Below are 12,768 nucleotides of genomic sequence, written 5' to 3'. Positions count from 1 at the left end.
GCTCGCAGGTCTCCCCGCACCCGGTGCAACGCGCGACGGGCGCCCCGTGTTCCGGGGGTCGGGCACGTCACACGCCGCGCCGCTCGGCGCCCTCACGGGCTCGGTTCCCTAGGATGTGCTGCAGGTGGCGTCCGGCCGCCCGACAGGAGGACGCATGAGCGCCGAGCGAGTGCCCTCCCGCGACGACGGCGAGCCGGGCCTCGACGACCGCGCCGTGCGCGTCCTCGCCTTCGAGGGCCGCGCGTGGCAGCACGCGGGGCTCAAGGCGGAGGCCATCCGAGAGGAGTTCGGGATCTCGGCCGCCCGTTACTATCGGATCCTCGGTGACCTCATCGATTCGCCCGCAGCGCTTCGGCACGACCCCATGCTGGTCAAGCGCCTGCAGCGGATGCGCGAGGCGCGCGCGGCGACGCGGGCGCGTCGCTCGCTCTCGATCGGCCGACCGCTCGACTGAGCGCGGCCCCGACCCGACGACTGGACCCATGGCGCAGAAGTTCCCCCGCGATCGATTCGACTCCATCCCTCACGGCATCGAACGAGTCGGCGCCCATCGCGCGCCCGCGCGCCGCGGCGCCGGCTGGGTGGCGTTCGGATGGGCCGCCCTGGCGACCGTGGTGCTCGTCGCGGTGGGGATCGGCGCCGTGGTGGTGTTCAACGACCGGCTGAACTTCGGCGAGCCGCCCGTGAACACGCCGACCCCCTCGCCGGTGGCCGCGGCCGCACCGACCGTCGCGCCCGACATCCCGGTGACGGTGCTGAACGGGACGACCACCTCGGGCCTGGCCGCGAGGGCCGGCGAGGCGCTCACGGCAGCGGGCATCCCTGTGGGCACGACGGCCAACGCGAGCGAGAACGACCTCACCGAGACGGTCGTCTACTACGCGACGCCCGACCTCGAGGGAGCGGCCCGGGGCGTCGCCGGGGCGATCCCCGAGGCGGACGTGCGCCTGTCGGAGCAGTTCGCCCAGATCGGCACTCCGCTCGTGCTCGTGGTCGGTTCCGACTACGCGGCCGCCACTGGCGGCTGATCTCCACCGAATCGTTGCCATTCTGCGACATTTCCTTGCGCCGGGCCCCTTGTGCCCCGTCGTCACGTCGTTAGGATCTGGAATTGGTCGCTCTATCCCGTGTGAACGTCCGGTGCCGCCAGCGGTGCCCTGTCAGCACGATACGAGGGGGCCCGGTACAGGCGACAGGCACGTGCTGATCGACACACACGGCAACATGGGAGCAACGCATGGCGAACGGAACCGTCAAGTGGTTCAACGCTGAAAAGGGCTACGGGTTCATCACCGTCGACGGGGGCCAGGACGTCTTCGTCCACTACTCCGCCATCGACATGGCGGGGTACAAGGTGCTCGAGGAGGGCCAGCAGGTCGTCTTCGAGGTCGGCACGGGTTCCAAGGGGCCGCAGGCCGAGGCCGTCCGCCCGGCATAGGTCACGAGCTCGGACGCGCCGCCGGTCAGCCGGCGGCGCGTTCGTGCATCCGGGTCGCCGCGTGCGTCGTGGGTGCCGGGTGTCGTGTGCACCGGATGTCGCGTGCGCCCCGGTACGCGTGTGGCATTACGCGTGTGCCCGGGTGTGTCCGGTATGGCGTGCGCCCGGTACGCGTGTGCCCGGTACTGGGGGTGCGGTCCCGGCCCCCGCGCGGTGCGCCGGACCCCCTGGGTACTCGGAAGTGGCTAGCATGGCGCCATGGCAGGGCGGTCCCGGCCGGTTCTGGGGTGGAGGGGCGTGCCGCTGGTCGCGATCGCGGCATCGGCACTGCTGCTGAGCGGGTGCGACGCGGCTTCCGTCGACCTCGTCGTCGGCACGCCGACGCCGACCTCCACGCCGCGCCCGGCAGGCCCGGAGGCGCCGATCGCGATCGCGTTCGCGCCGTTGCGCGGCACCCCGGCGGAGGCGGACGCGCTCCGGCATCCGTCGATCGCCGTGAAGATCGACAATCACTGGGACGCACGGCCGCAGATCGCGCTGAACCGCGCCGACATCGTCTTCGAGGAGCTGGTGGAGGGCGGCCTCACGCGCTATCTCGCCGTCTGGCATTCGGATGTCCCCGACGTCGTCGGACCGGTGCGTTCGGTGCGGCCCATGGACCCCGACATCGCCGGCCCGTTCGGCGGCGTGATCGCCTACTCGGGCGGCCAGCAGTACTTCGTGGATCTCATGCACGCGACGCCGCTCGTGAACCTCGTGGGCGACGAGGACGACGGCACCCTCTTCGAGCGCGCGGACGACCGGCCGGGTCCGCACGACCTCGTCCTGGCGGCCGCCGCGGCCATCGCTCGCAACGCCGGGCTGCCCCCGCCGCCCGTGCAGTTCGCGTACGGCACGGCGGACCCGCTCGCGGCGCCGGCGCTCTCGGCGGTGCCGACGTCCCGGATCGAGCTCGTGTTCTCGGAGTCGAGTCACCCGTCGTGGGAGTGGGACCCGATGACGTACGCATGGCTGCGATCGCAGGACGGCCTCCCCGACCTCGAGGCGTCGGGGGATCGGGTGCGGGCGACGAACGTGGTCACGCTGCGCGTCGCCGTCGAATGGCCGTACGAGGAGGTGCCGCTCACCGTACTGGCCGGCGCCGGCGAGGCCTGGGTCTCCGTCGGCGGCCGGACGGCGCACGGCACCTGGTCGAAGGCCGACGCCGGCTCTCCAGTCGAGCTCACGGCCGACGACGGCAGCCGACTCCGCCTGGCGCCCGGCAGCACCTGGGTTGAGCTCGTGCCGAACGAGGGGTCGGCCTCGTTCGCGCCATGAACCCGGGCGGATGCCGCCGCGTGCCGCCGCGCGACGGTGCCGACCTTCGTCACGCGCTCGGCGAACACGGGCGGAACGGTCGGCCGCGGCATCCGTGCTCGCTTGCACTCGTGACGGTCGAGTGCCAGAATCGTCTTTAGCACTCACTCGATTTGAGTGCTAACCAACGAATCTTTGAGACGTCCGAGAAGGGACGAGAGACACACATGGCAAAGATCATTGCTTTCAACGAGGAGGCCCGCCGCGGGCTCGAGCGTGGACTCAACCAGCTCGCCGACGCGGTCAAGGTGACCCTCGGCCCGCGCGGCCGCAACGTCGTGCTCGAGAAGAAGTGGGGTGCCCCCACGATCACGAACGACGGCGTGTCGATCGCCAAGGAGATCGAACTCGACGACCCGTACGAGAAGATCGGCGCCGAGCTCGTCAAGGAGGTCGCCAAGAAGACCGACGACGTCGCGGGTGACGGCACCACCACCTCCGTCGTGCTCGCCCAGGCACTCGTTCGCGAGGGCCTCCGCAACGTCGCCGCCGGCGCCGACCCGATCCTCCTGAAGCGCGGCATCGAGAAGGCCGTCGCGGCCGTCACCGCGGAGCTGCTCTCGGCAGCGAAGGAGATCGAGACCAAGGACGAGATCGCGGCCACCGCGTCGATCTCCGCCGCGGACCCCGAGATCGGTGCGATCATCGCCGAGGCGATCGACAAGGTCGGCAAGGAGGGCGTCGTCACCGTCGAGGAGTCGAACACCTTCGGCACCGAGCTCGAGCTCACCGAGGGCATGCGCTTCGACAAGGGCTACCTGTCGGCGTACTTCGTCACGGACCCCGAGCGCCAGGAGGCCGTCTTCGAGGACCCGTACATCCTGATCGTGAACGGCAAGGTCTCGAACATCAAGGACCTGCTGCCGATCGTCGACAAGGTGATCCAGACCGGCAAGCAGCTGCTGATCATCGCCGAGGACGTCGACGGCGAGGCGCTCGCGACCCTCATCGTCAACAAGATCCGCGGCATCTTCAAGTCGGTCGCCGTCAAGGCCCCCGGCTTCGGCGACCGTCGCAAGGCGCAGCTCCAGGACATCGCCACCCTCACCGGCGGCCAGGTCATCTCCGAAGAGGTCGGCCTCAAGCTCGAGAACGTCACCCTCGACCTGCTCGGCCAGGCTCGCAAGGTCGTCATCACCAAGGACGAGACCACGATCGTCGAGGGTGCGGGCGACCCCGAGGCCATCGCCGGCCGCGTCGCGCAGATCCGCGCCGAGATCGAGAGCACCGACTCGGACTACGACCGCGAGAAGCTGCAGGAGCGGCTCGCCAAGCTCGCCGGCGGCGTCGCCGTCATCAAGGCGGGCGCGGCCACCGAGGTCGAGCTCAAGGAGCGCAAGCACCGCATCGAGGACGCCGTCCGCAACGCGAAGGCCGCCGTCGAGGAGGGCATCGTCGCCGGTGGTGGCGTCGCCCTCATCCAGGCCGGCGCGAAGGCGTTCAAGACGCTCGAGCTCTCGGGCGACGAGGCGACCGGCGCGAACATCGTCAAGGTCGCCATCGAGGCGCCGCTCAAGCAGATCGCCCTCAACGCCGGCCTCGAGCCCGGCGTGGTCGCGAACCGCGTCGCCGAGCTCCCCGACGGGCACGGCCTCAACGCCGCGACCGGCGAGTACGGCGACCTGCTCGCGCAGGGCATCATCGACCCCGCCAAGGTGACGCGCTCGGCGCTGCAGAACGCCGCGTCGATCGCCGGCCTCTTCCTCACCACCGAGGCCGTCGTCGCCGACAAGCCCGAGAAGAACCCGGTTCCGGCCGGCGACCCGACGGGTGGCATGGACTTCTAGTCCGACTCGATCCGGCCCCTGCGGCCAGCGGATCACACGATGGGCGTCTCCTTCGGGAGGCGCCCATCGTCGTGTCCGGGCCGGCGCCCGATCCGTGCCGAAACCGTTATCCGGAGGGAATCCTCCACCCCGGCTCGCGCCGCTATCGTGAGCGCATGTCGCGCCATCGATCGTCGCAGCCGCTCTGGACCGCAGCCCTCTTCGTGACCCTCGCGATGGCGCTGGGGGGATGCGTGGCCGCGCCGCCCGAGCCGACGCAGCCGCCCGAGACGACGATCGCGCCGACTACCGCACCCGTCGTCGATCCCGGCCCTGCACCGCGGATCGACGCCACGTGCGACGACATCCTCGATAGCGCCGCGCTGCAGGACTTCATGGGCCTGGTCGCGAGCCCGCTGGCGGTCGCGACCCCGGCCGATCGCCTCACGCCCGACCGCGCCGCGGGGGAGCAGCTCGGCGCGCTGGCGTGCACCTGGACGAACGGGCTGCAGGTCGATCCGTTCACCGGCCCCGACATCGACGGCCAGAGCGTGAGGCTCAGCATCCTCCCCGAGGGCATCGACGATGCCATCGCCTACGTCGACCTCTACCAGATCGCGGATCCGACCTATGGCGAACACGTCCAGGGTCCGAGATGCCTCGGTCCGGCCGATGGGATGGACGGCGGCTACTGCGAGTTGTTCGGCGTGATCGGGCAGACGTGGGTGGAGCTCACCGTCGATGGGATCGCGGTGCAGTCAGGGACGCCCACCATCGACCTGCTCGCCGGATTCCGGTCCGTCATCGACCCGTTGGTCGCGAGGGTGGGCACGATGGAGCCGCACGAGAGGTGGGCGCCCTCGAAACCGAGCACGATCGGCGAGGCCGCCTGCGACGTCCTGACGCCGACCGACGCGATCGCGGCGACCACGGGGATCCCCGAGCTCAGCGTCGGACCGCACTGGGACGGGCCGCATGTCGGGCAGTACTGGTACGCGACCACGCAGACCGGCGCGCAGCGCTGCTCGCTCGGAATGTCGGACAGCGACGCCGCGATCGGGCAGATCGGGATCCTCCCGTCGGGCGCCTGGGCGTACGACCGGTACCACGACGCATGGATCGCCGCGGGCGGAACACCGGTCGCCGTCCCCGGCGTGGCGGACGGAGACGCCATCGCGAGGTGCGTCGACGCGGCGGCCGAGTGCAACATCGATCTCAGAGTCGCAGGTGCGTGGATCCGGGTCACGGTGTATCCGGTCCCGGAGCTCGAGCCCGAGTACGGTCCGCCGATCGCCTACTACGAGTCCGCGCGCTCGAGTGCGGCCGATATCGCCGCCATCGTCGCGGCTCAGGTGACGGCGGCCGCCTGATGCCTGCCTCGCCCATCTCGACGTAGCGACGCGCCCAGCGTTCCGCGGTTCGCCACGACACCCGGGAAGTCGCTCGCGGCTGCGGCCATCGTCCACTCGTGGTCGACGACTTCCTGCGGGAGCCGGAGCCGTTGGCGGAGTGTCAACGCAGCATCAGCGTGGGTCACGAAGACCTCGCTGGTCTCGAGTCCGGGAACGAGACAGCTCCACTCCCGACCGGGAGGTCCTCACCCGTCTCTCGACAGGTCGCAGCTCAACCAGCGTCACTGGGCACCACATCAGCGCAGGAAGAGCCGCGCATTGGCCTGCTCGGCCTCGGCGTACTGCGTCGCGGCGATGCCGAGCGCGTGGTTGAGCTGGGCGAGGCTCTGCTCGACGTGCAGTTGCGTCGCGCGCCAGTCGGCCACGGCACCCTGGAACGCCGTGGCGGCGTGACCCGACCACGACGACTGGAGCCCGGTGAGCTGCCCGAGCAGGGACGCGACCTCGGCCTGGATGCGGCCGATCGTGCCCTGCACGGTCTGGGTGGCGGCGGACACCTGCGCGGCGTCGACGTGGTAGGTGGTCATGTGAGGTCCCTTCGCTCGATACGAGGGTCACGATACGGCTCCACCGGTCGCCGACCCCGCGTTCGCGCTCGCACGGCGCACGGCGTTCCCCCGGCGCCCGCTGGTGAGGACGAGTCGCGGTGGGTGGGTCAGCCCTGCATGACGCGCTGCGGCGCGGCGGCCGATCCGGCGAGCGGCAGGGAGACGCGGAAGGTGGCTCCGCCTCCGGGCGTCTCCACGACGTCCACGACGCCGTTGTGGGCCGCGACGATCGACGAGACGATCGCGAGGCCGAGTCCGGAGCCCCCCGTCTCGCGCGTGCGCGAGGTGTCGGCGCGCCAGAAGCGCTGGAAGATCTTCTCTCGGATCTGGGGCGGAATGCCCTCGCCGTGGTCGACGACCTCGATCATGGCCCGCTCGGACGGGTCGTCGATCGACACGCGGATGTCGATCGGGCTGTCGTCCGACGTGAACCGGATCGCGTTCGCCATCAGGTTCGTGATGACCTGGCGGATCTTGTTCTCCTCGGCGAGCACCACGGCGCGCCGGACCGGCGCGATCACCGTGGCGCCCGGCGTGAGCGCATCGGCGGTGTCCGCCGTCGACGTGTCGTCGTCGGCGACCGCGGTGGCGGCGAGGTCGGCGGCCGAGACCCGGGATCGAGCCGACTGGCCGCGCTTCGGGGCACCGGATGTCGCGGCGCCCGACCGCTGGCCCGAGCCGCGCCGCGGCGCACCCGCGCCCGACGCCTCGCCGCGCGGGCGACGTCCGCGCAGCCGCGCGAGCGTGGCGCCGGCGAAGGAGATCGCGCCGGTCACCGGCCGGTCGGCCTCGAGATCGACCTCGAGGTCGGGCGATGGGCTGCCCGTGGCATCCGTGCTCCCGAGCTCCTCGGGCGCGATCACGGTGACGGTCCGCCCGGGGTTGGCGGCCATCGCATCGAGCGCCGCGTCGCGGGCCAGCGGCACGAGGTCGACCTCGGCCAGCTCGAGCGGCTTGGCCTCGTCGAGCCGGGCGAGGGCGAGGAGGTCCTCGACCAGGCCGCCCATGCGGATCGCCTCCTTCTCGATGCGGTCCATGGCCTGCGCGACCTCGTCGGGCGACTGGAGGGCGCCCATGCGGTAGAGCTCGGCGTAGCCGCGCACCGAGACGAGCGGGGTGCGGAGCTCGTGGGACGCGTCGCCCACGAAGCGGCGCATCTGCTCGATGGTGCGGGCGCGATCGCGGAACGCCCGGTCGATGCGGTTGAGCATTGTGTTGAGCGAGCGGTTGAGCCGGCCCACCTCGGTGTTCGGCGTCGCGCCGCCGAGGCGCTGGCTGAAGTCGCCGTCGGCGATCGCGGCGGCGGTGCGCTCGACCTCGCGCAGCGGCGTGAACGTGGTGGTCACGAGCATGCGGGTGAGGAGGGCGCCCACGAGCACGACGCCGAGGCCGAAGCCGAGGAAGATCGTGAGGTACACGGCGAGCAGGCGCTCGGTGTCCTTCGACGAGATCGCGATGACGATGGGCGCGTAGTTGCCGTGCTGATCGGCGGTCAGGAGCGCGCTCACCGCCCGGAACGTGTACTGTCCGTCGGCGTCGGGGAGCTGGTAGACGGCGTACTTGCCGCCCGTCTGCGAGTTGCGGGAGTTGACGTCCGCCTGCGTCACGACCTCGGGGAACCGTGGGAACGTGGCCGAGTTGCGCCCCTGCCAGTTGTGCTTGACGAACTGGCCGGTCTCGGCGTCGTAGACCGCCACGAACACTTCATCGGACGAGGTGAAGGTGAGGTCGTCCAGGTCGGCCTGCGGCCCCGGCTCCTCGCCCTCGTCCATGAAGTACCGGCCGAGGTTCCCGCTCGCGATCGTGTCGAGCCGCGCCGCCATCTGGTCCTCGACGTACGACCGCAGCATCGCCGCCGTTCCGATGCCGGAGACGAGGAGCCCGAGGGTCAGCATCAGCACCGTCACGCCCGTGATCTTGGTGCGCAGGGAGATGCGGTTCCACCGCTCGGAAATCGTCTGATGCATCGCGGGGCGAGTCTAGGCGGCGAAGCCTGAGTCAGGGCTTGGAGGACTTCAGCATGTACCCGAATCCTCGCTTGGTCTGGATGAGCGGCTCGGTGGAGTGCTGGTCGAGCTTGCGCCGCAGGTAGGAGATGTAGCTCTCGACGATGCCCGCGTCGCCGTTGAAGTCGTACTCCCAGACATGGTCGAGGATCTGCGCCTTCGACAGCACCCGGTTCGGGTTGAGCATGAGGTAGCGGAGCAGCTTGAACTCGGTGGGGGAGAGCTCGACGGGCACGTCGCCGACCAGCACCTCGTGGGTGTCCTGGTCCATGGTGAGCTCGCCGGTGCGGATCACCGCGTCCTCCTCGGCGTGCATCGTGCGGCGCAGGATCGCCTTGATGCGCGCGACGATCTCGTCGAGGCTGAACGGCTTCGTGACGTAGTCGTCGCCGCCCACCGTCAGGCCGGTGATCTTGTCCTCGGTGTCGTCCTTCGCGGTGAGGAACAGGATCGGCGCCGTGTAGCCCGCGGAGCGCAGGCGCTTGGTCACGCCGAACCCGTTCATGTCGGGCAGCATGACGTCGAGGATGATGAGGTCGGGCTCCTCCTCGAGCACGGCCGAGATGGTCTGGGCGCCGTTGCCGACGGCACGTACGGCGAAGCCGGCGAACCGGAGGCTCGTCGTCAGGAGGTCGCGGATGTTGGGCTCGTCGTCGACGATGAGAATGCGTGGTCCATCGCTCATGTGGACATTCTCTGCGCATCGGCTGGAACTTTCCTGAACATTCTTCGAGGGTCGCCGAATCCGCCCGGCCGGTGGAACACTGGGGACATGGCGTCACGCGAACGGGTGCTCCTCATCGGCGGTGGGCTCACGACGGCGCGGGCCGCCGAGTCGCTCCGCCAGGCGGGTTTCGACGGCGAGGTCGTCGTGCTCGCAGAGGAGCGCCGGCTGCCGTACGAGCGTCCTCCGCTCTCGAAGGGGTACCTGACCGGCGCCGATGCCGCGAGCGTGGTCTATCCCCACGACGCCGCCTGGTACCGCGACCACGACGTCGACGTGCGACGCGGCGTGCGCGCTACCGCCATCGACCCCTCGGCGCACACCGTCAGCACGAGCGGCAGCACGAGCGGGGCGGATGCCGCGGGCGAAGTCCTGCGCTACGACCGCCTGCTGCTCGCCACCGGCTCGTCGCCACGCCGATTCGACGGCCCGGGCGCCGGACTCCGCGACGTGCACACGCTCCGCCGCCTGCCCGACTCCACCCGGCTGCGAACCGCGTTCCGCGCCGGCGATCGCCGGGTCGTCGTGGTCGGCGGCGGCTGGATCGGCCTCGAGGCGGCGGCCGCCGCTCGCGAGTACGGCAACGAGGTGACCGTGCTGGTGCGCGGCGAGGTCCCGCTCGCTGCGGCGATCGGGCCCGAGCTCGGAGGGTTGTTCCAGCGCATGCACGAGGAGCACGGGGTCACCGTGCGCACGGGAACCGGGATCTCGGCGCTCAGCGGCGAGCAGGGCCGGGTCGCCGGCGTGGTGCTCGGCACGGGCGAGGAGGTGCCCGCCGATCTGGTGCTGTTCGGCATCGGGGCGACGCCGAACGTCGAGCTCGCGGCATCCGCCGGGCTCACCGTCGACGACGGCATCGTGACGGATGCCGCGTTCGGCACGAGCGCCGACGACATCTACGCGGCCGGCGACGTCGCGAAGTCGTTCAACCCCCGCCTCGGCCACTGGCTGCGCGTCGACCACTGGGCGAACGCGCTGAACGGCGGGGCGCTCGCGGGTCGCGCCATCGCGGGCGAGACGGTCGTCTACGACGACATCCCCTACTTCTTCACCGACCAGTACGACCTCGGCATGGAGTACTCGGGCTACGGCGAGCTCGCCGCCGGCGCCGAGCTCGTGGTGCGCGGCGACCTCGCGGCTCGCGAGTGCGTCGCGTTCTGGCTCGCCGACGGCCGAGTGGTCGCCGGGATGAACATCAACGTGTGGGACGTGAACGAGACCGTGCAGCGGCTCATCCGCTCCGAGCGCATCGTTTCCCGCGAGGAGCTCGCCGACCCGGGCGTGCCGCTCGACGCGCTCGCCGGGGACGTCGCGTGAGCCTGCCCCACGGCGCCGCGGTCCGCCGCATCGGCCCCCGGGAGTTCGACTTCTCCCGCCAGGTCGCCGTGATGGCGATCGTGAACCGCACGCCCGACTCGTTCTACGACCGGGGCCGCACCGACTCGCTGGACGCCGCCGTCGCCGCCGCCGAACGGGCGATCGGCGAGGGCGCCGACTGGATCGACGTGGGCGGCGCGAAGTTCGCGCCGGGTCCCGAGATCCCCGTCGCCGAGGAGATCGACCGGGTGGTGCCCGTCATCGCCGCGCTCACCGGCTCGGGCGCGGTGATCTCGGTCGACACCTTCCAACCCGACGTCGCTCGCGCGGCGATCGGTGCCGGGGCGCACGTCGTGAACGACACCACCGGGCTCCAGGACCCCGCGATGGCCGATGTGGTCGCCGAGACGGGGGCGACGGTGATCGTCACGCACAGCCTCGCCGCGCCGCGCACGCCCTACCCGTCGCCGCGGTACGCCGACGTCGTCGACGAGGTCGTCGCGTTCCTGCGGGAGCGCGTCGCCCTGGCCGAGTCGCGGGGAGTGGCATCCGACCGCATCGTGGTCGACCCCGGCCACGACCTCAACAAGCACACCCTGCACTCGCTCGAGCTCACCCGGCGCCTGCGCGAGGTGACGGCGCTCGGCTACCCCACGCTCGTCGCGCTCTCGAACAAGGACTTCGTGGGCGAGAGCCTCGGCCGCCCGCGAGAGCAGCGCGTGGAGGGGTCGATCGCGGCCGCCGTGTACTGCGTGCTGCAGGGCGCGCGCATCGTGCGCGTCCACAACGTGCGCGAGACCGTGGATGCGATGCGCATGGTCGAGGCGATCGAGGGCTGGCGCGAGCCCGCGTACCTGGAGCACAACCGATGACCGCGCCCGTCGACCGCGAGGAGCTGCTCGAGGCGTATGCCATCGTGGACCGCACGACGCCTCGCGTGCGGATGAACTTCGTGATGAGCCTCGACGGCGCGGTCACGCTGGAGGGGCGGAGCGGCGGGCTCGGCGACGAGAGCGACCGGCTGGCGATGCAGGTGCTGCGGTCCCTCGCCGACGTGGTGCTCGTCGGCGCGGGCACGGTGCGCATCGAGGGCTACGGGGGGTTGCGGGTCGACGATGCGGATGCCGCGTGGCGGCGCGAGCAGGGCCGGCCCGGGCAGCCCCGGGTCGCGGTGGTCTCGTCGCGGCTCGACCTGAGCCCGGAGCATCCGTTCTTCGCGCCCGCCACGGAGCGGCCGCTCGTGGTGACGCGCGCGTCGGCGCCGTCGGATCGACGCGCGGCGCTCGCCGAGGTCGCCGACGTGCTCGTCTGCGGCGACGACGTGGTCGACCTGCGTGCGATGGTCGGTGCGTTCGCCGGCCTCGGGCTGCCGCAGGTGCTCTGCGAGGGCGGTCCGCACCTGTTCGGCTCGCTCATCGATGCCGATCTGGTCGACGAGCTCTGCCTGAGCCTGAGCCCCCTGCTCGTCGCCGGCGAGGCCGGCCGCATCGTGCGCGGCGCACCCGAGGTCGAACGGCGGATGCGCCTCGTGCACGCGATCCCCGCGGGCGACCTGCTCCTGCTGCGCTACGCGCGGGCGTCGGCACGCCGCTCGTAGGCGCCGCCCCTACCGCTCGGGGCGGTAGGCGATGTGGGTCACGAGCGAGGTGCCGCGCGACGAGACCTGCGTGAACGCCTGCGGAGGGACGCTGTCGAAGAGCCGCTCGCGCGCGCCGATGATCGTCGGGGTGACGTGCACGCGCAGCTCGTCGATGAGCCCGGCGGTGAAGAACTGGTTGATCGTCGCGGTGCCGCCCATGACGGAGACGGCGCGGCCGCCGGCCGCGGCCCGGGCCCGCTCGAGCGCCGCGTGGATGCCGTCGGTGACGAAGTGGAACGTGGTGCCGCCCTCCATCGGCACGTCGTCGCGCTCGCGGTGCGCGAGCACGAACACGGGCGCGTGGTGCGGATCGTCGCCCCACCAGCCCGTCCACCCGAGGTCCCATTCGCCGCGGTCGGGGCCGAACATGTTGCGGCCCATGATGAACGCGCCGGAGTCGAGGATCGCGGCGACCTCCGCCTCGTTCTCGTCCCGTCGCTCGAACATCCAGTCGTGGAGGTGATCGTGCGCGATGGTCCCGAACGGCAGCTCACGGGTCTGGCCCGTCCCGGCGGCGTAGCCGTCCATCGAGACGGAGATGTCGCAGACCACGAGGGACATC

The 12,768-nt window shown here is 71.3% G+C and carries 13 protein-coding genes; 9 read left to right on the top strand and 4 right to left on the bottom strand.

The window, feature by feature from the left end; all coding sequences use genetic code 11:
- Nucleotides 1-154 precede the first annotated feature (154 nt).
- The 6 genes from EV187_RS12240 (at nt 155) to EV187_RS12215 (ending at nt 5,930) form a co-directional block, all read left to right on the top strand.
- Entirely contained in the window at nt 155-454 is a 300-nt protein-coding gene (locus EV187_RS12240) for a DUF3263 domain-containing protein (protein WP_130353373.1), read from the top strand.
- A gap of 28 nt (nt 455-482) precedes the next feature.
- Entirely contained in the window at nt 483-1,028 is a 546-nt protein-coding gene (locus tag EV187_RS12235; RefSeq protein WP_130353372.1) for a LytR C-terminal domain-containing protein, read from the top strand.
- A 209-nt stretch (nt 1,029-1,237) separates the two neighbouring features.
- Nucleotides 1,238-1,438: a cold-shock protein gene (locus EV187_RS12230; protein ID WP_130353371.1), complete on the top strand. Its 201-nt coding sequence runs from the start codon at nt 1,238-1,240 to the stop codon at nt 1,436-1,438.
- Between the two features lie 258 nt (nt 1,439-1,696).
- Nucleotides 1,697-2,755 carry a DUF3048 domain-containing protein gene (locus tag EV187_RS12225; protein ID WP_130353370.1) on the top strand — a complete coding sequence of 353 codons (1,059 nt, stop codon included), beginning with the start codon at nt 1,697-1,699 and terminating at the stop codon, nt 2,753-2,755.
- 206 nt (nt 2,756-2,961) lie between these two features.
- The gene (groL, locus tag EV187_RS12220) at nt 2,962-4,581 is read left to right on the top strand and encodes a chaperonin GroEL (RefSeq protein ID WP_130353369.1); all 1,620 of its coding nucleotides are present in this window, start codon (nt 2,962-2,964) and stop codon (nt 4,579-4,581) included.
- Between the two features lie 155 nt (nt 4,582-4,736).
- Nucleotides 4,737-5,930 (top strand): hypothetical protein, encoded by a 1,194-nt coding sequence (locus EV187_RS12215; protein ID WP_130353368.1) that lies wholly within the window; start codon nt 4,737-4,739, stop codon nt 5,928-5,930.
- A 278-nt stretch (nt 5,931-6,208) separates the two neighbouring features.
- On the opposite strand, the gene EV187_RS12210 is transcribed toward EV187_RS12215, so the two are convergent.
- The 3 genes from EV187_RS12210 to EV187_RS12200 form a co-directional block, all read right to left on the bottom strand.
- Nucleotides 6,209-6,499, bottom strand: coding sequence for a WXG100 family type VII secretion target (locus tag EV187_RS12210; protein ID WP_130353367.1), 291 nt, complete (start codon nt 6,497-6,499; stop codon nt 6,209-6,211).
- 128 nt (nt 6,500-6,627) lie between these two features.
- Nucleotides 6,628-8,487 (bottom strand): sensor histidine kinase, encoded by a 1,860-nt coding sequence (locus EV187_RS12205; protein WP_130353366.1) that lies wholly within the window; start codon nt 8,485-8,487, stop codon nt 6,628-6,630.
- A gap of 31 nt (nt 8,488-8,518) precedes the next feature.
- On the bottom strand, nt 8,519-9,211 hold the full coding sequence (locus EV187_RS12200; RefSeq protein ID WP_130353365.1) for a response regulator transcription factor: 693 nt from the start codon (nt 9,209-9,211) through the stop codon (nt 8,519-8,521).
- Nucleotides 9,212-9,298: 87 nt separating this feature from the next.
- Between EV187_RS12200 and EV187_RS12195 the strand changes: the two genes are divergently transcribed.
- The 3 genes from EV187_RS12195 to EV187_RS12185 are packed head-to-tail and all read left to right on the top strand — an operon-like array spanning nt 9,299 to nt 12,164.
- A complete protein-coding gene (locus tag EV187_RS12195; RefSeq protein WP_130353364.1) occupies nt 9,299-10,567 on the top strand; it encodes an NAD(P)/FAD-dependent oxidoreductase in 1,269 nt (422 codons plus the stop codon).
- Nucleotides 10,564-11,439 (top strand): dihydropteroate synthase, encoded by an 876-nt coding sequence (gene folP, locus EV187_RS12190; protein ID WP_423190889.1) that lies wholly within the window; start codon nt 10,564-10,566, stop codon nt 11,437-11,439. Before EV187_RS12195 ends, folP begins: the two co-directional genes overlap by 4 nt.
- The gene (locus EV187_RS12185; protein WP_130353363.1) at nt 11,436-12,164 is read left to right on the top strand and encodes a pyrimidine reductase family protein; all 729 of its coding nucleotides are present in this window, start codon (nt 11,436-11,438) and stop codon (nt 12,162-12,164) included. Before folP ends, EV187_RS12185 begins: the two co-directional genes overlap by 4 nt.
- Before the next feature lie 9 nt (nt 12,165-12,173).
- On the opposite strand, the gene EV187_RS12180 is transcribed toward EV187_RS12185, so the two are convergent.
- Nucleotides 12,174-12,767 (bottom strand): dihydrofolate reductase family protein, encoded by a 594-nt coding sequence (locus EV187_RS12180; RefSeq protein ID WP_130353362.1) that lies wholly within the window; start codon nt 12,765-12,767, stop codon nt 12,174-12,176.
- Between the last annotated feature and the right edge of the window lies 1 nt (nt 12,768).

Source organism: Agromyces ramosus, from assembly GCF_004216665.1.
Taxonomy (GTDB): Bacteria; Actinomycetota; Actinomycetes; order Actinomycetales; family Microbacteriaceae; genus Agromyces; species Agromyces ramosus.
Note: the sequence above shows the minus strand (reverse complement) of the source record. Positions and strands in the feature narration are given on the sequence as shown.

Bases quoted from the DNA above. Each gene is read 5' to 3' on its own strand.
- EV187_RS12230 (WP_130353371.1), top strand. From the start codon at position 1,238: ATGGCGAACGGAACCGTCAAGTGGTTCAACGCTGAAAAGGGCTACGGG.
- EV187_RS12210 (WP_130353367.1), bottom strand. From the start codon at position 6,499: ATGACCACCTACCACGTCGACGCCGCGCAGGTGTCCGCCGCCACCCAG.
- EV187_RS12225 (WP_130353370.1), top strand. From the start codon at position 1,697: ATGGCAGGGCGGTCCCGGCCGGTTCTGGGGTGGAGGGGCGTGCCGCTG.
- EV187_RS12205 (WP_130353366.1), bottom strand. From the start codon at position 8,487: ATGCATCAGACGATTTCCGAGCGGTGGAACCGCATCTCCCTGCGCACC.
- EV187_RS12240 (WP_130353373.1), top strand. From the start codon at position 155: ATGAGCGCCGAGCGAGTGCCCTCCCGCGACGACGGCGAGCCGGGCCTC.
- EV187_RS12235 (WP_130353372.1), top strand. From the start codon at position 483: ATGGCGCAGAAGTTCCCCCGCGATCGATTCGACTCCATCCCTCACGGC.
- EV187_RS12195 (WP_130353364.1), top strand. From the start codon at position 9,299: ATGGCGTCACGCGAACGGGTGCTCCTCATCGGCGGTGGGCTCACGACG.
- groL (WP_130353369.1), top strand. From the start codon at position 2,962: ATGGCAAAGATCATTGCTTTCAACGAGGAGGCCCGCCGCGGGCTCGAG.
- EV187_RS12180 (WP_130353362.1), bottom strand. From the start codon at position 12,767: ATGTCCCTCGTGGTCTGCGACATCTCCGTCTCGATGGACGGCTACGCC.
- EV187_RS12185 (WP_130353363.1), top strand. From the start codon at position 11,436: ATGACCGCGCCCGTCGACCGCGAGGAGCTGCTCGAGGCGTATGCCATC.
- EV187_RS12215 (WP_130353368.1), top strand. From the start codon at position 4,737: ATGTCGCGCCATCGATCGTCGCAGCCGCTCTGGACCGCAGCCCTCTTC.
- EV187_RS12200 (WP_130353365.1), bottom strand. From the start codon at position 9,211: ATGAGCGATGGACCACGCATTCTCATCGTCGACGACGAGCCCAACATC.